The sequence below is a fragment of the Roseibium sp. genome, from assembly GCF_048261595.1.
Lineage (GTDB): Bacteria > Pseudomonadota > Alphaproteobacteria > Rhizobiales > Stappiaceae > Roseibium.
Map to the genome: position 1 here is coordinate 765,974 of NZ_JBLXFW010000002.1, position 21,467 is coordinate 787,440.

Sequence of the window (21,467 nt, forward strand, 5' to 3'; positions counted from 1 at the left end):
GAAAAAGGGCTGTCCATCGGACAGCCCTTTTTCTTTCCCAACGTGGCAGTCGCGAATTGAACTGTTCAAGACCCGTCGGCTGGTGATGCAAATCCGGTGTAATCGACGCGCCCGGGGAAAGACTTCAATGGATCGCCTTGCACCAGGAAACGATTGACGGGATCTTCATCCCCTGCTTCGACCACGGGGGCATCGGCCCCAAGAAGTTCGTCTTCCGGGGAGGTCGTCCGCCCTGTCAGGACAATGAAATTAGGATCATCCTCGACACCTTCGAAGGCCAGACCTCCGTAGCCTCCAAGAATACGCGACAACTGCCGTTCGGCGAAGAACGCGACCTTTCGGTATCCGTCCCAGGTAAAGCCGATCTTGTCAGAAGTTCTGAGCCGCTGACGTTTCCCGTCAACATCCGGCCCGAACGAGGAATAATCGCCGGCCTCCGAGAGGAACACTTCCCAAATATCGACAAAGCGGCCACGTTCAGCGTCGGCGACATCGGAAAATAGAGCGTTGAGGCGGGTAAAATCCTGGTTCATCAATTCCGAACCGGTCGGAGCGAGGCCGACCCATAGTAAAGGCTTTCGCTCGCCTCGTACCGCCGCCAGGAGCCTCTCGGCGCGTTGCTGATAAGTTGCCCACCACTGGTCTGTTGCGAATTCGACCGGAGGTTCGCCCGGGAGCGCACTGCCAACGTCATTTGCGCCCATCATCACAACAACGGCCTTGACGTTTCCTCCTCGAATTCGAGCCAGAACCCTGGCCTCCCAGTCGAGCTCGTCGCCACCGATCAAACCAGCATCATCCTCGGTCAAGGCCTCGACCATCACCATCGGTTTGTCTGCAAGAGTGAAGGACAGTCCATCAGAGACACCCCGCGCCATACGATCGCCAACCACCAGAATGACCCCAGCGTCCGGGTCTTTTGGCACCTGCTCGAACCGTGGCGGACTTCCTGCCGGACGGCTGGCCTGCCGCGGTTCGTTCGACTGTCGAGCCGGACGTCGCTTGCGGGTGTCTGCGCCAAACAGCTTCAGAAGTGGTTGAAAAGGGTTGAAACTCTTGGAATTTCCAGGCGCTGGTCGCACGAGATCACTGCCCGACTGCGCATAGGCTACTCCGGACAGATCGTGAGCGAAGCCGGCGAGTACAAGCGCCAGCAGCAACACACCAACCGCCTTCAGGTCAATCGAGTATTTGCGAACGATCCGCACCCAGGCATCCCTTTCAGTGGCTTTCCGGCGCGCCAGTCTAACCGTCGAGTTTGATCCTTGCCAGCAAAACGACCGAGGCGTACCCGTCCGGGATCATGCCCCGTGCCCGCTGATAGGCTCGGATACCTCGTCTCGTGGCTGGGCCGATCAACCCGTCCGGGGTGCCCACATCATATCCGCGCCGGTTCAGTTCGGCCTGAAGCTCAATTGTTTCGCTTCGGGAAAGCGGCATGTATTCGCGTGACCAATCCCCCTCCAGGTCGCCCCCACCGATGATGCGATCTGCAAGATGCCCGACGGCAAGAGCGTAGGCCGTAGCGTTATTGTAGCGCTTGATGACATAGAAATTGCGCAGCATCAGGAACGCCGGTCCTGAAGCGCCTGCAGGCATGACCAAGATCGCGTTGTCATCCTGGCGCGGGAAGTCCCGGCCATTTGCACGGCGAACGCCCTGCCGTGTCCAATCCCGTAGACTGAGCGTCGTTTCCTCGTCAGCGAGACGATAGTCAAAACCGTTGGGAAGGACGACCTCGTATCCCCAGGTCTTGCCGGTTTGCCAGCCATGTTTCTGAAGATAGTTGGCTGTCGATGCCAACGCATCCGGGATGGATGTCCAGATGTCACGGCGCCCGTCGCCATCATAGTCTGCAGCATAGGATTCCCAGCTGGAAGGCATGAACTGGGTATGACCCATCGCACCCGCCCAAGAGCCCTCCATGTCGGCAAACCGGACATGACCAGCCTGTACGATCGATAGCGCCTTGGTCAGTTCCTTTTCCCAAAACGCGGTCCGGCGGGGAGCGGCATAGGCAAGCGTGGCCAGAGCACGAATGACGTTGTGCTTGCCCATGAAGCCACCGTAGTTTGTCTCCATTCCCCAAATGGCGAGGATCGCTTCACGGTCGACGCCATATCGGGCCTCCACACGGCGGAGCACCTGGTCGTATTCCTTGAGGAGTTCCCGTCCCTTTTCGACGCGTGTATCCGAGACGGCACTGTCCAGATAGTCCCATACCGGCTTTACGAATTCGGACTGCTTGGACATGAGACGGATCGTGTCAGGGTCCGGCTCCATTCCTGAAAAAACACCTCGATAAGTTGCCGCGGAAATTCCGGCAGACTTTGCCTTCGGCCAGAAGGAGTCCACGAAGCGGTCAAACCCGGCGTCTGCTTGCACAGCGGCAGGAGACAGCGCTATCCCCGTTGTGATCAATACGCGCGCGATCACTTTACCCAGACTGGCCTTCACCGAAATACCCGTCAAAAGCCCACGCGCTGCATCGATGACAAAAATCATACAAACCTCCTCAGTCAGGTTTCCCGGACTGCCTCGCCACTTAAGTGATAAATGCTATAAGCGGCGACTTCATGTCGGTGACGGAACTAGGCGATCTTCCTAGTGGCGAAATCTCACGCCTGCTTCGATCGTGCTCTGGTCGTAGTCCGAACCGGAACTTTCTCCCTCGAATCTACGATAGGTGTAGCGCGTCTGAAGCGCTGCATTTCGCGTCAAGGCAAATGTCGCTCCCAAGAGCCCGGTCAAGGTTTTCTCCTCGATCGAAGCTCCCTGATAGGTGCGGTAGCTATAGCCCGCCCCCGCCTCGCCCACCAACCGGTCGGTAAATTCATGGGCGATTCGTACGTCGCCAGAATAGATGATCGATCCGGAGGCCCCGTCGATATCGGTGGTCTCGAAGCGGGTCCCCAAACCTCCGGTGACGGTTGTCAGTCGTGTCGGCGACCAAACCAGAGAAGCATCGACCACGACGCCGGAAAGGGCATCCAGCCGTTCATCCTCCAGATCCTCGACACGCCAGCCTGCACCCACCTCGCCGGCAAGTTTCGGGCCCGATGAAATCGCAATGCCACCCCGCATTTGATATCCGTTGGCATCACGTTTCTCGCAAATAGCGTCACTGCAACTGCGATCGTACCGGCGCAGCAACAACGCGCCTTCCGCAAATGGCGAGAAGACGGCTCCCGGATTGGCATCAACCCTGAGCGCTGCCGAATAGAGCGTGTTGTCTCGGCTGCTGGAGGAACTGCCACCGTTGTCCGCAGAATAGATGTTGCGATCCAGACCGCCTCGCAACGTCACTGCAACAATCCCGGCATCTCTCGTAATACCAAGACTTCCCGAAACCTGGTGAATATCATCACTGGAGCCTCCGGCCTCGGCGCTCGATGCGTCTTCCTGGGAAAATGTATAGGCAAGGGCACCGTTCGCCGTGGTGCGGCTGTTGAGGTCCAGCCTCAGCGCTGTCGACGCGGAGACGCTCTGATCATCGTCCGACCTGTCGTCCGGATAGGCGACGTAGCTTCCGCGCAATGCAAAACCGAGTTGATGCCTCGACCAGTCGGATGTCGCGGTTATACTTGGCGCGATTCGATACAACGTCCCGGACGTCCCCCCGACAGATTGAGCTGTGTTATCAGTCCAACCACCGGTTACGGTCAGCTCGGGCAATATCGTAAAGGTGCCGACCCGAATACCGGAGGCCTCATCGAAACGGGTATCGCCAGCAAAAGCCCCGTCGGATGACAACACACTTCCCGCACCTCCAAGTGCACGGACAGCCTGAACCCTGTCGGAAAATGGCCTGACGGGCTCTACACGCCCGGCGGAACCAAGTCCGGTTGAGCCTTCTTCAGCAACAGCTTCATTTGAAAGTCCGCGCAAGGAATAGACGGGTGAGGATGTAGGGTTCCGCCGCGCGTTGGCCGGTTCCTCCGCAACAACAGAGGTATCCTCCGCGTCATATACCCCTCCACGCAAATCATCGCCCAGATCCTGAGACCAAGATGGTACACTCAAGACCGAAAGCGCGCCGGCGAGAAAGAACGTATGGCGAAACATGAGACCCTTGGACGATTTACAGGCATTTGGTTTTAACCTCGCTCTACATGGTTAATTCTTGGTTGATTTTCGCAAACTGCGACGGTCGTGAGACATGGAAACTGTTTTGCGATTGAGGGGCGCATATCAACTTGCACCACGATCCGGACTGGCTTAGACACGGCTCGCTGGGCTGTGATGACAACGGAAAAAAACATGTCGAATAACGAGAACAACGACACGACAGCAGTTGATCACGCTCGCTCCTTCATGACCTCGGCGGAACGAACGTTGGAAACCGAGATTGCCGGACTGAGTGCGCTCCGCGCAGCTCTCCAGAATGGGCTGTCGGAATCCTTCCTACGGGCCGGCACGCTTTTGGCCAGTATTTCCGGTCGTGTTATCGTTACAGGAATCGGCAAGAGCGGTCATATCGGGGTCAAACTTGCCGCCACACTGGCATCCACCGGAACGCCAGCCTTTTTCGTTCATTGCGCAGAAGCCAGCCACGGTGACCTCGGCATGGTGACGGAGAATGATGCCGTCATTGCCTTGTCCTGGTCCGGAGAAACCCAGGAACTGGCGAGTATTGTAGCCTATACGCGTCGCTTCAAGGTGCCGCTCATCGCAATCACCTCACGCGATGACAGCACTCTCGGCAAGGCAGCAGACATAGTCCTGAAAATGCCCGGTGTAACCGAGGCCTGTCCGCATGGGCTAGCGCCGACGACCTCCGCCCTCGTTCAGATGGCGACTGGTGATGCCCTGGCTATTGCCTTGCTGGAGAACCGTGGCTTCACGGCCCAGGACTTCCGGATCTTCCACCCCGGTGGACGGCTTGGCGCTACTTTGAAGTCTGCTCGCGACATCATGCACAAGGGAGACGCCTTGCCGCTGGTCAAGTCAGGAACCTTGATGCGTGAGGCTATTATCGAGATGTCCCAGAAAGGCTTCGGCGTGCTCGGCGTTGTGGATGCCAACGGCATACTCCTGGGCATCATCACCGATGGCGACCTTCGCCGTCACATCAGCACGGACTTTCTCGATCATCCGGTTGAGGACATCATGACACACAATCCCAAAACGATTGCACCTTCATTGATGTCCGGCGCCGTCCTCGAATTCATCAACACATCCAAGATCACTGCCGTTTTCGTTGTCGAGGAAGAAAAGCCCGTCGGGATCATCCATATGCACGACCTGCTTCGGATAGGCGCCGCCTGAACTTCCTACCGGCACTTTCATATCGCAATTCTTTATGAAAGCTGGCAATTCGCCCCTGCCGGTTAGGAATTGATTAGCCTTGTCGCACCTAAGATGAAGCCCGAATTGTGGTGGGCAATGTGCCCGATCGGTCTTGGTGTACGTAATGGATCTGGCAACGCTGGTTGGAATGTTGGGTGCCTTCGGCATCGTGGTAACGGCCATTTTCCTGGGCGGAAGTTTTGGCCAATTCATCGACGTTCCGTCAATGCTGATTGTGATAGGCGGCGGCCTCATGGCGACGCTGATCCGCTTCCAGCTTTCTGACGTTGGGAGTGCGTTTGGCACCGGCTTCAAGGTTGCAATCGCAGGCAAGGGCGCCAGCCCCCGCGACCTGATATCCGAAATCACCAACCTGGGCGAAATCGTTCGCAAATCCGGCCCGCTCGGACTTGAAAATGTCGACGTTTCGGATCCGGTGCTGGCCAAGGGCGTCCAATATATCGCAGACGGCTATGAACTGGAATTCATCAAGGAAGCGATGGAACGCGAACGCGACCTCCAGCTCACACGCCTGTCGGAAGGCAAACGCATTTTCAAGGCTCTCGGCGACTCTGCCCCGGCGTTCGGGATGATCGGAACGCTTGTTGGTCTTGTCCAGATGCTTGCCAACATGGATGACCCTGCTGCCATCGGCCCGTCTATGGCGGTCGCACTTCTGACGACCCTCTATGGCGCGCTGATCTCCAACATCATTTGCATTCCGCTCGTTGAGAAGCTTGACGCAAAGTTCGATGTCGACGAACTGAGCCAGACCCTCATCATCGACGGGGTCCTTCAGATCCGCGAGAACAAGAGTCCGGCCCTGATCAAGGAGATGCTGATCGCGTATCTGCCGGAAAAAGTCCGGGCGGAACTGGCGGAAGCGGCCTAACTCGGGCAATAGCGCAAGGATCGACGGGATGGCCAAGAAGAAACAACAAGGCGGGGGCGGCGCACCGGACTGGCTCGTGACATTCGCCGACTTGATGTCGCTGCTCGTTTGCTTCTTCGTTCTCATCATTTCCTTCTCCATCCAGGACAAGGAAAAGCTTCAGGTTGTTGCTGGATCCATGCGAGAGGCCTTCGGCGTCAAGGAAACGTCGAAACGAACCGGTATCATTGAGATCGAGGGCATCCCGATCCGGGAGTACATGAAGGATATCAGTCAGGTACCACAGGAAGTGGATTCCGACTTTGCCCAGGAGCGTCACGACAACCGCAGCAAACAGGGTCCTGAAGCCAATACCCACGACACGATGGAAGCGGACATCGAGAAGCCGAGGCAGTTTGCCACGGCCGCTGCTTCCCTACGTCAGGCTTGGCAGGAAATGCCGGAAATCACCGAGATCTCCAGCAATATCATTTTGCAGGAAACCGAGGACGGCCTGAATATTCTGCTTGTCGATCAGGACGGGCGGTCAATGTTCAGAGAAGGCTCCAAATACCCTTACGAGACGACGCGCCGCCTTCTGGCAAAAATGGCACCGGTCCTTTCACGCATGCCGAACCGGATCGAAATTACCGGTCATACGACCAGCGGCCGCCAGTCACCTGATCCCTCCTACACAGGATGGGACCTGTCAACGGAACGGGCGAACGTCGCGCGACAGATCCTGAACGAATACGGCGTTCCCGACGATCAGTTCTTTGCAGTTATCGGCAAGGCCGACACCGAGCCGATGTTCCCGAATGATCCGTACCTGGCCGCGAACCGCCGGATCGGGATCCTGCTCAAGGCGGAGGCTCCGCCTATCCCGCCGGGTCACAAACTCTGATTTCGTTTGAAGGCGAACGTCTCATTCAGCCGCTTGGCTGACAACGAGACGCGCGCCCTCCACCTGCGTTACCTGTACGTGGGTTCCCGCTGGTAGATCCGGTCCGGAGACTCTCCAGACAGTGTCATCAATCGAGAGTTTTCCAGTCCCTTCGGAAATCGGATCCTTCAACACGAACGTCCGGCCAATATAGCGACTTCCCCGTTTGTTGAGGCCTGGATCCCCTTCTTCGGACTTCAGCTGAGCCATCAGTTTGCGACCCACGATCAGGCTGACAAACGAGAGGCCAAGAAAGATCACGAGGGAAACCTGCCACGACAGGTCGACGAATAGGGCAAGCGTTCCAACGAGAATTGCCGACACCCCGAACCAGAGGAAAATCGTTCCCGGCGCAAGTATCTCAAGACCGAGCAGAAGTAGTCCAAGAATCCACCAGTTCCAGGGTCCCAGCTCGAATATCAACCGTTCCACGAGGTTCACTGACGGTCTCCTTCGCTACGTCCTGTCGTCGGCACCCGGCCGGAAGGGGAAGCCTCTTTCTCCTTTTCAAAAGCGGCCTTTGCGATCTCGCCGATACCGCTCAGTGATCCGAGCAGTGCTGTCGCTTCCATCGGGAGAATAAGAGTCTTCTGGTTCCGCGATGTCGCCAGCTCCTTGAAAGCCTCAACATATTTATTCGCAACGAAGTAGTTGATGGCCTGGACGTCACCGGCGGCAATCGCCTCACTGACCATTCGCGTTGCCTTGGCCTCTGCTTCGGCCTCGCGCTCCCGCGCCTCCGCATCCCTGAACGCCGACTCCCGCCGGCCTTCGGCCTCGAGGATCAGCGACTGTTTCTCGCCTTCGGCCTTCAGGATTTCCGACTGGCGTTTGCCTTCCGCTTCGAGGATCGCCGCGCGCTTGTCGCGCTCCGCTTTCATCTGCCGTGCCATGGCGTCGACTAGATCCTTCGGCGGATTGATGTCCTTGATCTCGATGCGCGTGATCTTGACGCCCCAAGGCTCTGCTGCAGCATCGACTACGTTCAGAAGCCGGGCATTGATCTCGTCGCGGTTCGACAGAAGTTCATCCAGGTCCATCGACCCCATCACCGAACGGATATTGGTCATGGTCAGATTGAGGATCGCATTCTGCAATCCCAGCACTTCATAGGCGGCCCGGGCAGCGTCCAGCACCTGGTAGAAGGTGATGCCATCCGCCGTCACCGTCGCGTTGTCACGGGTAATGACTTCCTGTGAGGGAACATCCAGAACCTGCTCCATCATGTTCAGCTTGTGGCCGACGCGGTCGATGAAAGGGGTGATGAAGTTCAAGCCTGGCGCCAGTGTCCGCCGATACTTTCCGAAACGCTCAATCGTATAATTGTAGCCCTGCGGGACAGTCTTGACGCCGGCGAATATGACGAGGATGACGAGGATCAGCAGGACGATAAGAACGATATCGAAACCGAGTAATTCTTGAGGCATGAAACGCTCCCGGTTGTTTTCGCAATGCAATTTCACGCAAGTATGCTCCGGTTCGCCGCCCCGCACCAGAGCGTCTCGCCACAAATCGCGTGACTGAAAGCACACCACATCTGAAGGCACGCAGGGGGCACAAAAAAAGGAGGCCTAAGCCTCCCTTTCTAAACTTCGTCAAATCACTCACATCGACATCAGATCCATCCGCCAAGCTCGCGCCGGACGATGTGCTCCAGGACGTCCATCCCCAGGTCGCTGTCATTGAGGCAAGGAATGTGCGTGAAATTCTCGCCGCCATGCTCCTCGAAGATCTCACCGGCCTCGCCCGCGATTTCCTCGAGAGTCTCGAGACAGTCGGATACAAATCCTGGGTTCATTACGGCGATATTCTTCACGCCGTCCTTTGCCAGCTGTTCTACTGTCTTGTCGGTATAGGGCTGCAACCACTCTTCCGGACCGAAGCGCGACTGGAAGGTGAGGCGCAGTTTATCGGTGCCCCATCCGAGCACCTCACGCATCAGACGCGTCGTCTTATGGCAGTGACAATGATAGGGATCGCCGCGACGGAAATAGGATTGCGGGATGCCGTGATAGGAGGTCAGGACGAGCTCCGGCTCGAAGTCGAGTCCTTCAAGATGACGTTCTACGGATCGCGCCAAGGCTGATACGTAGACGGGATCATCGTGGTAGGGCGGAACCGTACGGATTGCTGGCTGCCAACGCATGTCGAGCAGCGCCTTGCACACCTCGTCATTCACCGTAGCGGTCGTCGTGGCGGAATATTGAGGATAGAGCGGAAAGACGAGAAGCCGATCGCAGCCATCGGCCTTGAGAGCTTCGAGGCGCGAACGGATCGACGGATTGCCGTAACGCATCGCCCAGTCGATCTTGAGGCGGCCTCCGCTATCGCCCATGATCTCAGCCAGCTTGTCGGATTGGCTGCGCGTTATCGTACGCAGCGGAGATTCATTCTTCTCGTGGTTCCAGATTTCCTCGTAGGCCTTGCCCGACTTCCCCGGACGGGTCATCAGAACAATACCATAGAGGATCGGATACCAGATGGCCCTCGGCCATTCGATGACGCGCTTGTCCGACAGGAATTCACGAAGATAACGCCGCATGGGCCAATAGTCGGTCCCATCCGGCGTTCCCAGGTTGACCAGCAGAACGCCAACCTTGCCAGTCTTTACGGTTGGGTGGTCGGCGGGAAGGCGAACCTTCCGCATCTCGGCAATCTGATCTTCGGATGCGGTCGGAATATCTTGAACGGTCATGGAGTGTCCGATGAAACCTGTTGAGTCGGATTATTCTGATCAAGCTAGCGCTTGGATATCGCCAGGGAGGCAGTTTTCCTTACGCGTTGTTTCAGCTTTTAGATCATAATTGTTCCAATTCAAACTCGCCACCGCGTCACAACGCCCCGGCGGCGTGAGAACCTCCCTAACCGTAGTCCCTTTCGTCGCTGATGACCTTGCCGTCATTCGGCAGGCTACCGACAGCAACGATCTCGACAGCACCCTTCATCTTGGTCACATCGCGGAGGGCCTGTGCTACCTGGTCCGGCAATGCCGTATCCTCGCGGCGGTCGGTTTCGACAGCCAGAACCATCGCATCGCTTTCGCCGTCACGCCGGACAGACAGGCGAGCCTTGGAGATCCCGTCGAAACGGTCGATGATTTCCGCCACCTGGGCCGGATCTACGAACATGCCTTTGACCTTGGTTCGCTGGTCGGCGCGTCCCATCCAGCCAGCGATACGCATGTTTGTCCGCCCACAGGGAGAGCTTCCTGGAAGCACCGCGGAAAGGTCACCCGTACCAAACCGGATAAGCGGGTAGGTTCTGTTGAAACTGGTCACGACCAGCTCGCCCACCTCTCCCTCTGCAACCGGAACGCCGGTTCCGGGGCGAACGATCTCAACGATGTAATCCTCGTTGACGATCATTCCCTGTCGCGCCGAACTCTCGTATGCGATCACGCCAAGGTCCGCTGTTGCATAGCACTGCAAGACCGAGATGCCCCGATTCTCATATTCCTCCCTGAGAGAGGGGAACAGTGCCCCTCCGGAAGCCAGGGCTCGCTTGATGGAGGAAACATCACGTCCCTGCTCTGCGGCACGATCCAGCAAAACCTTGAGATAGTCTGGCGTTCCGATGAACCCGACCGGTTTGAGGGTCTCGATCGCTTCAACTTGCAGATCGGTATTGCCGACCCCGGCTGGAAAGACGGTACAGCCGAGGGCGCGTGCACCGTGATCCAGGATGAAGCCGCCTGGCGTCAGATGATAGGAGAATGCGTTGAAAACGACGTCGCCCTTGCGGAAACCGGCAGCGTGAAGAGCGCGTGCCCCATTCCAGGGATCATCCCCCTGTGCCTGCGGCTCCCAGATCGGCCCCGGCGACATGAAAACACGTTCCACGCCATTGAGATCACCGGCGAGGAACCCGCCGAAGGGCGGATGCGCCTTCTGCTTTTCCAGCAGCGAAGATTTGCGCAAGATTGGTAGAGCACACAAGGCCGTCCGGCCGGTGACGGATTGCGGATCCACACCAGTCAATTGCTCGTCCCAACCCTTCGACTTGGCAATCGCATGGGCCAGAAATCCCGGCAACTTGGCAAAAAGCTCCGCCTCGCGCTGGTCCGGTGTCACCCGCTCGCGCGCATCAAACATGTCGTCGCTCATGATCCGCCTCCGCTCAGGCCCTCAGGCCAACCAGCGTTTCCTTCTCTTGTAATGCTTGACGTTTCTGAAGGACTTGCGCCCCTCGCCGCCAACTCCGAGATAGAATTCCTTCACGTCCTCGTTCTCACGCAGAGCCTTGGCGTCTCCATCCAGAACAATCCGCCCGGATTCCATGATGTAGCCGTAGGTCGCGTATCTCAGGGCGACGTTGGTGTTCTGTTCCGCGAGAAGGAAAGACACGCCCTCCCGCTCGTTGAGCTGCTTCACGATCTCGAAAATCTCTTCGACAAGCTGCGGCGCCAGTCCCATGGACGGCTCGTCCAGCAGAATCATCTTGGGTCGGCTCATCAACGCCCGGCCGATTGCGCACATCTGCTGCTCGCCACCCGACGTGTAGCCAGCCTGGCTCTGGCGGCGTTCACGAAGGCGCGGAAAATAATTGTAGACCATCTCCAGGTCGGAGCGGATGGCTGCCGCTCCATCCTTGCGCGTATAGGCACCGGTCAGAAGATTTTCCTCGATGGAAAGGTGGCCAAAACAATGGCGTCCTTCCATCACCTGGATGCAGCCCCGGCGCACAAGTTCATTGGGAGAAAGAGCCTGAACCTCATCGCCCTCGAAGACGATCTTGCCCTTGGTCACCTCACCGCGTTCCGCGCCAAGCAGGTTGGAAACCGCTTTGAGCGTCGTCGTCTTGCCCGCTCCGTTTGCACCGAGCAGGGCGACGATGCCGCCGCGTGGAATCGTCAGGGACACGCCCTTGAGGACAAGGATGACGTGATCATAGATCACTTCGATGTTGTTCACCGACAAGATTGTCTCGCCACCCGCTTGCGTCACGGCTGCCTGATCCGGTCTTGTCATCTCTAAGGTCGACATTCTCTCATCACTCCGGAAAGTGCCCCGCCGCATAATGCGGCGGGACTTTTGACCCTTGTGGCCGTGGACCCGGTCAGTTCGGGCAAGCCTCGGTCCGCTCCGGCCACGGAGCGTTCTTCTCGGCGTAGTCCTTCGCAGCTGCTTCGAGAAGCGGGCGCACCAGATCGGTCATCGGCTCGATCCAGTCACTCGCGACGGACCACTTTTCACCGTCCCACTGTTGGATGAACACCGGGTGGCTGCCGGCATGGTCATCACAGGTCACCTTCATCGGGTGGGCGAAGCCGGTCAGGCCGAGTTCAGCGAGACGCTCGTTCGTCAGGTTCAAGGTTTCAAGACCTGCGCGCATGTCTTCACCCGTGATCACTGACTTTCCGGTCAGCTTCTGCGCAGCACGGATACCTTCGGCGATGATGACCGAGTTCAGGACGCCGCGGTTGTAGAGCGTGCCACCAATGGACGCCGGGTCGGTCTGAGTCTTGCCAGGCTCGACGACGTGCTTGAGGATGTCCTGAATCGCCGGGTAGTCGGTGCCGACGCCGGAGAAATTCATGGCCTTGTAGCCCTTGGCATCAGCGCCGCCTGCCGCGGCATCGTCATCGCCGGCAGACCACCAGACACCGATGAACTTCTCCATCGGGTAGCGGATCTTAACTGCTTCCTTGATCGCGGTCGGGTTCATAGCGCCCCAGCCCCACATGATCATGTAGTCCGGACGGTCGCGGCGAACGTTCAGCCACTGCGATGACTGGTTCTGCATTTCCTTGCCGGGAACAGCATACTGCAGCAGTTCGAAGCCAAACTTTTCTGCCATCTGCTCCAGCAGCGGGATCGGCTCTCGGCCGTAACCGGCGTCGAGGAAGATGTACCCGATCTTCTTGCCCTTCAGGTTATCAAGGCCGCCTTCCTGCTCACCGATGTACTTGATCGCAACCGACGCGCCGTCCCAGTAGGTGTCCGGCACGTTGAAGATCCACGGGAAGGTGTTGCCGACCGCGGCAGCCGACAGGCCATAACCCATGGACAGAACCGGGATCTTGTCGACCGAGGCTTTCGGGATCAGCTGAAGCGTGATGCCGGTGGAATACGGATTGTAGACCACAGCGCCCTTGCCCTTGGTGGCTTCGTAGCACTCGACGCCCTTCTGAGCGTTGTAGCCGGTCTCGCATTCTTCGATCAGGATCTTGACGCCACCGATACCGCCGTCACGCTCGTTGAGCATCTGGAGGTAGTCGTTCATGCCGTTGGCGATCGGAATACCCGACCCTGCGTAAGGACCGGTGCGGTACGTCAGCAGCGGAACATAGTTGGCATCCTGCGCGGCAACTTCCGCAACATAGCCGGAAGCACCAATGGCAAGTGCGACGGCCGAACCGAACGCGAATTGCTTGAAGTTCTTCATTTATTTCCTCCCTTACGGCTCCATCCGACAAGGTTTCGAAGCCGCCGGACCGGTTTCACCATTCCTCGCCAGGCAGGTCCGATGCCCGGATGGTGTTTCCAATATGGCCAACCTCAGTAGGGGAACGGCCATACCCGAAGCTTCTGCTTCCCAATCTGCCATAGACGGGCGAACCCATGAGGTTCGACGATCAGGAAGAAAATGATGAGAGCACCGACGATCATGAAAGTCAGATGTTCGACCGTCTCAGCCCCGATTTCGATGCCGATCATGCCCGGAACGAACTTCAGGAACACCGGAAGGATCCAGATGAACGCGGCGCCCATGAACGATCCGGCGATGCTTCCGAGGCCTCCGAGAATCACCATGAACAGGATCTGGAACGAGAGATTGATCGCATAGGAAGACGGTTCGGCCGCATTCAGCCAGAAGAAAACCATCATCGCCCCGGCGACGCCGCAGATGTAGGAAGACACGGCGAAGGCCATGAGCTTTGTCTGCAGGGGCCGGATACCCATCAACTCCGCCGCAATGTCCATATCGCGGATCATCATCCAGGAGCGGCCGATGCGGCCACGCAGGACATTGGCGATCAGGAATGCGATCACGACAGTGATCGACAGAACCACGAAGTAGCGCGCAAGAGGCGTTGCCTCGGCTCCCGAGATCACCACTCCGAACATTTCACGCTTCGGGATCTCGATCGCACCCGAGGCGTTGTAGTTGTAGAGCCACGGAATCCGAATGAAGCACCATTCCAGAAAGAACTGGGCGGCAAGCGTCGTCACAGCGAGATACAGCCCCTTGATCCGCAGGCTCGGCAAGCCGAAAACTGCACCGATCGACGCGGAAAACACACCCGACACCAGCACGAGGAAAACGACATTCACGTCCGGAAAGATGGTCGTCAGCTTATAGGCCGCATAGGCTCCCACACCCATGAATGCCCCCGAGCCGAGCGACAACTGTCCTGCAAATCCGGTCAGGACATTAAGTCCGATCGCCGCCAGGGAGAAGACCAGGAACGGGATCATGATCGAGGTCAGGAAGAAGTCATTTGCCGTAAACGGGATGACCACAAAGGCGGCGAGCAGAATGAGGGCCAGGCCGATCCGGTCCTGCCGGATCGGAAAGAGCGACTGGTCGGCTTCGTAGCTCGTCTTGAATTGGCCAGCTTCGCGATAAAACATGTTGCTTACACCCGCTCGATAATCTTTTCGCCGAAGAGGCCCTGGGGACGGAACAAGAGGAACACGAGGGCGATGATGTAGGCGAGCCAGGATTCGATCCCGCCGCCGACAAGTCCGCCCCAGTAGATCTCGCCGATCTTTTCACCAAAGCCGATGATCAGACCACCGATGATTGCCCCCGGGATCGAGGTGAAGCCTCCGAGGATAAGCACCGGCAGAGCCTTGAACGCCACGATCTCGAGCGCGAAGGAAACGTCCGAGCGAGCCCCCCACATGATGCCTGTCGCGAGGGCAACGAGCCCGGCCGCGAACCACACGATGGCCCAGATCTGGTTGAGCGAGATGCCGACCGACAGCGCGGCCTGGTGGTCGTCGGCCACTGCGCGCAGCGCCCGGCCGATACGCGTCTTGTTGAAGAAGATCCCGAGAGCAGCCACCATGATGATGGCAATGACCGCCGCGGCAACGTCAATGTGCTGGAGAATGACCAGCCCGCGTTCACCGAATTCAAACGCCGTCGACCCCGTCGGAAGCCCAAGCTCCTCGGCAATCATGCGCTTCGGCTCACCGCCAAAGACAAACTCGCCGAAGCCAATGAGGAAATAGGTCAGCCCGATCGTCGCCATCAGCAGGATGATATCGGGCTGGTTGACCAATGGCCGCATCACGACACGTTCGATGCCATACGCCAGGATCCCCATCACGCCGATGGTAAGGATCAGCGCCAGGAACGCTGGAACGCCGTTCTCATGCAGACCGACAAGCGTCAGGCCCGCGAACACCACCATGATGCCCTGCGCGAAGTTGAACACGCCGGATGCCTTGAAGATGAGCACGAAGCCCAGGGCGATCAGAGCGTAAAGAATCCCGGCCACGAAGCCTTCCCACAGCACCTGCAGGAAGAAGTCTGGCATATCGACCATCTGGACGAAGGGATCGACAAAGATATCGTACAACATGACCTTACATTCCCCCGTCAGTGGCTCACGCCGAGATAAGCGTCAATAACGGCCTGGCTGGCCTGCACTTCCTCGGGGGGACCGTCGGCAATCTTTTTGCCATAGTCGAGGACGACGACCCGATCGGACAGATCCATGACCACGCCCATATCGTGCTCGATCAGGGCGATGGTGGTTCCGAACTCCTGGTTTACGTCCAGAATGAAGCGGCTCATGTCCTCTTTTTCTTCGAGGTTCATGCCGGCCATCGGCTCATCGAGCAGCAGGAGATCCGGCTCCATGGCGAGCGCGCGGCCAAGCTCGACGCGCTTTTGCAGACCGTAGGGCAGACGCCCGACCGGGGTCTTGCGGATCGCCTGGATCTCGAGGAAGTCGATGATGTCCTCGACCTTACGGCGATGCTCGATCTCCTCAGTCCGGGCCGGCCCCATCCAGGCCAGCTGCCAGAAGAAGTTCCGGTGCATCTTCAGCGACCGGCCGGACATGATGTTGTCGAGTGTCGTCATTCCCTTGAAGAGGGCAACATTCTGGAACGTACGGGCAATGCCCTGGCTCGCAGCTTCATAGGGCTTCATCTTCCGCCGCACTTTCCCCTGCCAGGTAATCGTGCCTTCCTGTGGGTGATAGAAGCCGTTGATGACATTGAGCATCGACGTCTTGCCTGCCCCGTTCGGCCCAATGATCGCCCGGATCTCTCCCTTCTTGATGTCGAAGGAAATGTCGGTGATGGCCTTCACACCACCGAAGGACAGGGACACGTTATCGACTCTCAGAAGGTCTTCACGTTCCACGGCTGCAGCTCCCCGGGGCAGTTCTTCACTCGTCACGATGGCGTTCATTCGGCGGCCTCCATTCGGCTTGTGTCAGCCGCGTGGGGCGCCATATCCCTGATCTCGACCGTCGCTTCGATCGCCCCGATACGGCCATCCTCGAAGGTCACTTCTGTCCGCACGTGCTTGCTCGTGGATCCGTCGTAAAGGGCTTCGATCAGCGGCGCGTAGCGTTCGGCGATGAACGACCGGCGGACCTTCTGCGTTCTCGTCAGCTCGCCATCATCGGCGTCGAGTTCCTTGTGAAGGATCAGGAACCGCTGGATCTGCGCGCCAGCCATCATCGGCTCGTTGGCCAGGTCGCGATTGACCTGATCGACATGGCTTTCGATCATCCCGTAGACGTCCGGGTGGGCGGCCAGCTCCTGATAGCTTGCGTAGTTGACGTTGTTCCGCTCTGCCCAGGACCCGACAGAGGTCAGGTCGATGTTGATGAACACCGAGACCTTGTCACGTTCATTGCCGAAGGCGACTGCTTCCTTGATGTTCGGGAAGAACTTGAGCTTGTTCTCGATGTATTTCGGAGCGAACAGGGAGCCGTCGGTCAGCTTGCCGACATCCTTGGCGCGGTCGATGATCTTGAGATGACCGTTCTCGGCTATGAAGCCGGCATCGCCCGTGTGGACCCAGCCATCTTCAGTCTTGGTCGAACGGGTGGCCTCATCATTCTTGTAGTAGCCGACAAAGACACCCGGTGAACGATAGAGAACCTCGCCGCTGTCGGCGATACGCAGTTCGACATCCGGAGCAGGCTTTCCGACCGTATCACCGTAGATCTCGCCATCCGGCTGGAGGGTGATATAGACGCTGGCCTCGGTCTGACCGTAGAGCTGCTTCAGATTCAACCCGAGCGCACGGTAAAATCGGAAGATCTCCGGACCGATCGCCTCGCCAGCCGTGTAGCCAACCTTGAGCCGGGTCAGACCCATGCGGTTCTTCAGCGGCCCATAGACGAAGAATTCGCCCAAACGGTAGAGAACCCGGTCTTTCAGCGAGACGCTTTCCCCGTTCAGGATCTTCTCACCGGCACGGCGCGCCACGGCCATGAAATAATCGAACATGCGCTTCTTTGTGCGTCCGGCATCTTCCATCTTCACGAGGATGCCGGTCAGCATGTTCTCGAAGACGCGCGGCGGTGCGAAGAAATATGTCGGCGCGATTTCGAGGCGGTCGACGTCGATCGTGTCCATGCTCTCCGGGCAGTTGACGCAGTAACCCGCGGTAAAAGCCTGGGCGAGCGAAAAGACGTGGTCACCGATCCAGGCCATGGGCAGGTAGGCAAGCACCTCTTCCGTTTCATCGAGACGGTCGAACTTGTTGCCGTTGCGCGCGGAGACAACGAGATTGGCGAAAGACAGCATGACGCCCTTCGGTCGACCCGTCGTGCCGGACGTGTAGAGCATGACCGCGATATCTGAGCCGGTAGCGCCGGCAAACCCGTCGATCCAGATCTGACCGGCACCGGCGTCGGCAGCCAGCACCCGCGCTCCACGCTCCTGCACGCCTTCGAATGAGTGAAGGTGGGTGTGATCGTAGTCGCGAAGTCCGCGGATCTGGTCGTAGACGATCTCGGTAAGGCTCGGTACTTCGTCTGACATGCTCAGGAGCTTGTCGACCTGCTCCTGGTCCTCGACGATCGCAAAGCGAACTTCTGCATGGCCAAGAACGTACGCCATTTCCTCTGCAACCGAGTCCGCGTAGACCGGCACCGGTACCGCGCCAAGCGCCTGCGCAGCAACCATCGACCAATAGAGGCGAGGCCGATTGGCGCCGACGATGGCAACCTTGTCGCCTGATTTCAGACCGAGTTGCTGCAGGCCGAGTGACAGGTTGCGAATCTCATCGTGGACGTTAGACCACGTCCAGCTCTGCCAGATGCCGAAGTCTTTTTCGCGAAAAGCGGTACGACCTCCGAAGTCTCTTGCATTGCGCAGCAAGATCTTCGGAAAGGTGTCCTCGCCGCCTCCCGCAGCGTGGGCCAACCCTGCCATTGCCTGTTCCATCCCTTTTAGGCTCGCCCCGTTTTCGGGGTCGATCTTGTGATCCCATCAAACAACCCATTGGCCGCACCGTTCAAGGCATTTTTGATTTTGGTATCGAACGGTGGGCCGGGTCGATGGGTTCTAGGTCAACGCTAGGGCCCGGCAGTTTCACCAATATGTTTGAATTGTTGCAAAATGTGTCACTCAGTCGAAAGGCTAGATCCGAGCGACTCAAATCCGCTGGTCATCACCCGATGCCCGTCATAGGTTTTGATCATGAACGACACGTCGACCTCCCAATCCCAGATCGATCTTCTACAAGCCGCACTTGATCACGTGAATCAGGGTTTTTCTGTTTTTGATCAAGATCTTAAGCTGCTCGCCTGGAACCGGGGCTTGTGGGAAATGCTCGACTTTCCGCAAACCTTGGCTAAGCGCGGAACACATCTCGAGGAATTCCTGCGGGTCAACGCCGAACGAGGCGAATATGGCCTGGGAGATATCGAGGGCAAGATCAAGCGCAGGCTGGAACGAGCCAAATTATTCGAGCCGCATTATTTCGAACGTGTCCGTCCAAATGGACAGGTCATTGCAGTGAGCGGAACGCCGCTCCCGCAAGGCGGGTTTGTAACAACCTATTCGGATGTGACCGAGAGCCGGCGCAAGCAGGAGAAACTGGAGCGCACGGTTGAAGAACGTACGAGAGCACTACGTCAGAGTGAAGACTGGCTCAGGCTGGTGACAGACAACATTCCGGCGTTGATAGCCTACATGGCGCCTGGTCCGGTCTACCGTTTCGCAAACCGCCGCTATGCGGAGTGGTTCGGGCAGTCCGTCACCTCCATTGTCGGCAAGTCAGGCGCGGAAGTGCTTGGATCGCAGCTGTTCGGCGAGATATCGGACCATATCGAGCATGCTTTCCGCGGCAATGCCGTTTCCTATGAGTATCAGCGTGAGCTGCCGGACGGCAGGACTGTGTCGATGCGTTCCACGGTTATCCCGGACATGACCGTCGACGGCCGAACACTTGGCGTTTTCGTCCTCTCACTCGACGCAACGGAACAAAAGCGCAGCGAAGCAACCCTGATGCAGTCGCAGCGCATGGACGCGGTGGGGAAGCTGACCGGAGGCCTCGCACACGACTTCAACAATCTCCTGACGATCCTGATGGGTAACCTTCTAGGCCTCAGCCGCCTTGATGGCACAATCGGCGCGGAGGCTCTCAAGTCGCGCATCTCGCCCATGCTGAAGGCCACGCAACGAGGTTCGGATCTGACCCAGCGACTGCTAGCCTTCAGCAGGGGGCGCCCGGTCGATCCTAAGGTCATACCGGTGACATCGGTTCTTGAAAACGTGGAAACCCTTCTGCGCGGCTCCTTGTCCTCGGCGATCGATCTGAAGGTCGGCGCTGCCGCTAGACATATCGCCGTACGAATCGATCCGACCCAGATGGAAACCGCGCTTATCAATCTCGCCTTCAACTCGCGCGATGCGATGCCCTCTGGCGGGACGATCGAGATCCAGCTGGAAGAGGTCGATCTCGACGGCCGGTCGGCGGCAGAATTGGGTGTGACGCCGGGCCGTTTTGCACGAGTTGCAGTGGCCGACAATGGAATTGGTATGAATGACGAAACCCGTCTGCGGGTATTCGAACCGTTTTTCACCACCAAGACCTTCGGAACCGGCAGCGGGCTTGGGCTTTCCATGGTCTATGGTTTCGCCCGCCAGTCCAGAGGAGCAGCCCACGTGACATCAGCTCTCGGCAAGGGAACCGAAATCGCGCTGTATCTCCCGTCAGTGACATTGAACAACAGTGATCTTGCGGCACTCGGTGCGGGCAACGACGATGGCGCCCCCCTTCCCCACGGCGATGGCGAGCTGGTTCTGCTCGTGGAAGACAACGCAGACGTCGCAAAGGTACTAGCAGAACAGATCAAGGATCTTGGTTATACGGTGCTCGTCGCCGAGAGCGCCGCCGATGGGCTGGCATTGGCAAGCGATCTTGGAGAAGTACGTGCAGTCATCACCGACATCGTGATGCCCGGCCAAATCAACGGCCTTGCGCTCGCGCGTCAGATAGCTCGTAACCGACCGAATATCGCGATTGCCCTCATGACAGGATATGCGGACTGGGGCAATCTTCAGCCGGATGGTCAGGACATAGGATTTCCCGTATTGACCAAACCGGTGCGAAATGATCGTCTTGCACACACCCTCAGCGAGATCTTGCGCAAAAAAACCGGCGCCCGTGACTGATGACTTCCATGTCCCCAAAAAGACAGCTTGCTTTCATCGTGGATGACGAGGCCGACATCCGGGCCCTTCTGGAAGATGCCATGGAACCCTTCGGCATCTCGACCCGCGGTTTTTCGAACGGCAGGAGCCTGCTCGACGGACTGTCACTGGAAACGCCAGACGTCTGTATTCTCGACCTCGGCCTGCCAGACATCGATGGAATGAGCCTCATCAACGAGATCCGCAGGATTTCGTCGATCCCGATCATTGTTCTCTCCGCAAGAACACACTCGTCCGACCGCGTCATGGGACTGGAGATGGGAGCCGACGATTATGTCGTCAAACCTTTCGATCCAAGAGAAGTAGTTGCCCGTGTTCGCTCGATCTTGCGGCGGTCGGGATTGACTCAGCCTCGGTCGCAAGAAGAACAGAAGGCATATTTCGACGGCTGGGCTTACCTGCCCTCCTCGCATTGCCTTACGTCACCCAACGGAGAGGAAACCTTCCTTTCGACAGGTGAAGCATCGCTGCTTGAAGCCCTCCTGCGTGCGCCGAGACGGGTTCTCAGCCGCGATTATCTCCTGGAACATGGCGGACGCGACGAAAGCCTCGATCGCGCTATCGACGTACGGATCTCTCGTATCCGCAAGAAACTGAGCACCTGCGACCGCCCAAGTCTGATCCGCACGATCTATGGCTCGGGATACATGCTTGCCGCTGCGGTGGATTGGCGTTGAGCTTGCTTCCTGGTCTCTAAACGCAAAAGCGGGGAGAACCATGTTCT

Annotated in this window: 18 protein-coding genes; 5 read left to right on the forward strand and 13 right to left on the reverse strand. The window is 58.1% G+C overall.

What is annotated here, in order from left to right:
• Positions 1-65: 65 nt before the first annotated feature.
• From ACN0SY_RS10835 to ACN0SY_RS10845, 3 genes are all read right to left on the reverse strand, one after another.
• Positions 66-1,208 (reverse strand): GDSL-type esterase/lipase family protein, encoded by a 1,143-nt coding sequence (locus ACN0SY_RS10835; protein WP_417687129.1) that lies wholly within the window; start codon positions 1,206-1,208, stop codon positions 66-68.
• A 37-nt stretch (positions 1,209-1,245) separates the two neighbouring features.
• The gene (locus ACN0SY_RS10840) at positions 1,246-2,505 is read right to left on the reverse strand and encodes a lytic murein transglycosylase (RefSeq protein ID WP_417687130.1); all 1,260 of its coding nucleotides are present in this window, start codon (positions 2,503-2,505) and stop codon (positions 1,246-1,248) included.
• Between the two features lie 99 nt (positions 2,506-2,604).
• Positions 2,605-4,065 (reverse strand): outer membrane beta-barrel protein, encoded by a 1,461-nt coding sequence (locus ACN0SY_RS10845; RefSeq protein ID WP_417687131.1) that lies wholly within the window; start codon positions 4,063-4,065, stop codon positions 2,605-2,607.
• 195 nt (positions 4,066-4,260) lie between these two features.
• On the opposite strand from ACN0SY_RS10845, the gene ACN0SY_RS10850 reads away from it, so the two are divergent.
• From ACN0SY_RS10850 to ACN0SY_RS10860, 3 genes are all read left to right on the forward strand, one after another.
• Positions 4,261-5,268 carry a KpsF/GutQ family sugar-phosphate isomerase gene (locus ACN0SY_RS10850; protein ID WP_417687132.1) on the forward strand — a complete coding sequence of 336 codons (1,008 nt, stop codon included), beginning with the start codon at positions 4,261-4,263 and terminating at the stop codon, positions 5,266-5,268.
• Positions 5,269-5,413: 145 nt separating this feature from the next.
• On the forward strand, positions 5,414-6,181 hold the full coding sequence (locus ACN0SY_RS10855; RefSeq protein ID WP_417687133.1) for a motility protein A: 768 nt from the start codon (positions 5,414-5,416) through the stop codon (positions 6,179-6,181).
• Positions 6,182-6,209: 28 nt separating this feature from the next.
• Positions 6,210-7,064 (forward strand): OmpA/MotB family protein, encoded by an 855-nt coding sequence (locus tag ACN0SY_RS10860; RefSeq protein ID WP_417687134.1) that lies wholly within the window; start codon positions 6,210-6,212, stop codon positions 7,062-7,064.
• Between the two features lie 21 nt (positions 7,065-7,085).
• Here the strand turns inward: ACN0SY_RS10860 and ACN0SY_RS10865 are convergent, their stop codons facing one another.
• The 10 genes from ACN0SY_RS10865 to ACN0SY_RS10910 form a co-directional block, all read right to left on the reverse strand.
• A complete protein-coding gene (locus ACN0SY_RS10865; RefSeq protein WP_417687135.1) occupies positions 7,086-7,544 on the reverse strand; it encodes an NfeD family protein in 459 nt (152 codons plus the stop codon).
• Positions 7,541-8,530 carry an SPFH domain-containing protein gene (locus tag ACN0SY_RS10870; protein WP_417687136.1) on the reverse strand — a complete coding sequence of 330 codons (990 nt, stop codon included), beginning with the start codon at positions 8,528-8,530 and terminating at the stop codon, positions 7,541-7,543. The genes ACN0SY_RS10865 and ACN0SY_RS10870 overlap by 4 nt, the downstream gene beginning before the upstream one ends.
• A gap of 188 nt (positions 8,531-8,718) precedes the next feature.
• Positions 8,719-9,798: a ferrochelatase gene (gene hemH, locus ACN0SY_RS10875; RefSeq protein ID WP_417687137.1), complete on the reverse strand. Its 1,080-nt coding sequence runs from the start codon at positions 9,796-9,798 to the stop codon at positions 8,719-8,721.
• Positions 9,799-9,964: 166 nt separating this feature from the next.
• Positions 9,965-11,206 carry a phenylacetate--CoA ligase family protein gene (locus ACN0SY_RS10880; protein ID WP_417687138.1) on the reverse strand — a complete coding sequence of 414 codons (1,242 nt, stop codon included), beginning with the start codon at positions 11,204-11,206 and terminating at the stop codon, positions 9,965-9,967.
• A 21-nt stretch (positions 11,207-11,227) separates the two neighbouring features.
• Positions 11,228-12,085, reverse strand: coding sequence for an ABC transporter ATP-binding protein (locus ACN0SY_RS10885; protein ID WP_417687139.1), 858 nt, complete (start codon positions 12,083-12,085; stop codon positions 11,228-11,230).
• Between the two features lie 73 nt (positions 12,086-12,158).
• Complete coding sequence (locus ACN0SY_RS10890; protein WP_417687140.1) at positions 12,159-13,487, reverse strand: ABC transporter substrate-binding protein; 1,329 nt, start codon at positions 13,485-13,487, stop codon at positions 12,159-12,161.
• Between the two features lie 113 nt (positions 13,488-13,600).
• Positions 13,601-14,677 (reverse strand): branched-chain amino acid ABC transporter permease, encoded by a 1,077-nt coding sequence (locus ACN0SY_RS10895; protein ID WP_417687141.1) that lies wholly within the window; start codon positions 14,675-14,677, stop codon positions 13,601-13,603.
• Between the two features lie 5 nt (positions 14,678-14,682).
• On the reverse strand, positions 14,683-15,636 hold the full coding sequence (locus ACN0SY_RS10900) for a branched-chain amino acid ABC transporter permease (protein WP_417687142.1): 954 nt from the start codon (positions 15,634-15,636) through the stop codon (positions 14,683-14,685).
• A 17-nt stretch (positions 15,637-15,653) separates the two neighbouring features.
• Positions 15,654-16,475 (reverse strand): ABC transporter ATP-binding protein, encoded by an 822-nt coding sequence (locus tag ACN0SY_RS10905; RefSeq protein ID WP_417687143.1) that lies wholly within the window; start codon positions 16,473-16,475, stop codon positions 15,654-15,656.
• Positions 16,472-18,457 carry an AMP-binding protein gene (locus tag ACN0SY_RS10910; protein ID WP_417687144.1) on the reverse strand — a complete coding sequence of 662 codons (1,986 nt, stop codon included), beginning with the start codon at positions 18,455-18,457 and terminating at the stop codon, positions 16,472-16,474. The genes ACN0SY_RS10905 and ACN0SY_RS10910 overlap by 4 nt, the downstream gene beginning before the upstream one ends.
• 267 nt (positions 18,458-18,724) lie before the next feature.
• On the opposite strand from ACN0SY_RS10910, the gene ACN0SY_RS10915 reads away from it, so the two are divergent.
• Positions 18,725-20,704 (forward strand): PAS-domain containing protein, encoded by a 1,980-nt coding sequence (locus ACN0SY_RS10915; RefSeq protein WP_417687145.1) that lies wholly within the window; start codon positions 18,725-18,727, stop codon positions 20,702-20,704.
• An 8-nt stretch (positions 20,705-20,712) separates the two neighbouring features.
• Complete coding sequence (locus tag ACN0SY_RS10920) at positions 20,713-21,420, forward strand: response regulator transcription factor (RefSeq protein WP_417687146.1); 708 nt, start codon at positions 20,713-20,715, stop codon at positions 21,418-21,420.
• Positions 21,421-21,467: the final 47 nt, after the last annotated feature.

Bases quoted from the DNA above. Each gene is read 5' to 3' on its own strand.
- ACN0SY_RS10920 (WP_417687146.1), top strand. From the start codon at position 20,713: ATGTCCCCAAAAAGACAGCTTGCTTTCATCGTGGATGACGAGGCCGAC.
- ACN0SY_RS10845 (WP_417687131.1), bottom strand. From the start codon at position 4,065: ATGTTTCGCCATACGTTCTTTCTCGCCGGCGCGCTTTCGGTCTTGAGT.
- ACN0SY_RS10910 (WP_417687144.1), bottom strand. From the start codon at position 18,457: ATGGCAGGGTTGGCCCACGCTGCGGGAGGCGGCGAGGACACCTTTCCG.
- ACN0SY_RS10840 (WP_417687130.1), bottom strand. From the start codon at position 2,505: ATGATTTTTGTCATCGATGCAGCGCGTGGGCTTTTGACGGGTATTTCG.
- ACN0SY_RS10890 (WP_417687140.1), bottom strand. From the start codon at position 13,487: ATGAAGAACTTCAAGCAATTCGCGTTCGGTTCGGCCGTCGCACTTGCC.
- hemH (WP_417687137.1), bottom strand. From the start codon at position 9,798: ATGACCGTTCAAGATATTCCGACCGCATCCGAAGATCAGATTGCCGAG.
- ACN0SY_RS10895 (WP_417687141.1), bottom strand. From the start codon at position 14,677: ATGTTTTATCGCGAAGCTGGCCAATTCAAGACGAGCTACGAAGCCGAC.
- ACN0SY_RS10915 (WP_417687145.1), top strand. From the start codon at position 18,725: ATGAACGACACGTCGACCTCCCAATCCCAGATCGATCTTCTACAAGCC.
- ACN0SY_RS10870 (WP_417687136.1), bottom strand. From the start codon at position 8,530: ATGCCTCAAGAATTACTCGGTTTCGATATCGTTCTTATCGTCCTGCTG.
- ACN0SY_RS10860 (WP_417687134.1), top strand. From the start codon at position 6,210: ATGGCCAAGAAGAAACAACAAGGCGGGGGCGGCGCACCGGACTGGCTC.
- ACN0SY_RS10905 (WP_417687143.1), bottom strand. From the start codon at position 16,475: ATGAACGCCATCGTGACGAGTGAAGAACTGCCCCGGGGAGCTGCAGCC.
- ACN0SY_RS10855 (WP_417687133.1), top strand. From the start codon at position 5,414: ATGGATCTGGCAACGCTGGTTGGAATGTTGGGTGCCTTCGGCATCGTG.
- ACN0SY_RS10850 (WP_417687132.1), top strand. From the start codon at position 4,261: ATGTCGAATAACGAGAACAACGACACGACAGCAGTTGATCACGCTCGC.
- ACN0SY_RS10885 (WP_417687139.1), bottom strand. From the start codon at position 12,085: ATGTCGACCTTAGAGATGACAAGACCGGATCAGGCAGCCGTGACGCAA.
- ACN0SY_RS10900 (WP_417687142.1), bottom strand. From the start codon at position 15,636: ATGTTGTACGATATCTTTGTCGATCCCTTCGTCCAGATGGTCGATATG.
- ACN0SY_RS10880 (WP_417687138.1), bottom strand. From the start codon at position 11,206: ATGAGCGACGACATGTTTGATGCGCGCGAGCGGGTGACACCGGACCAG.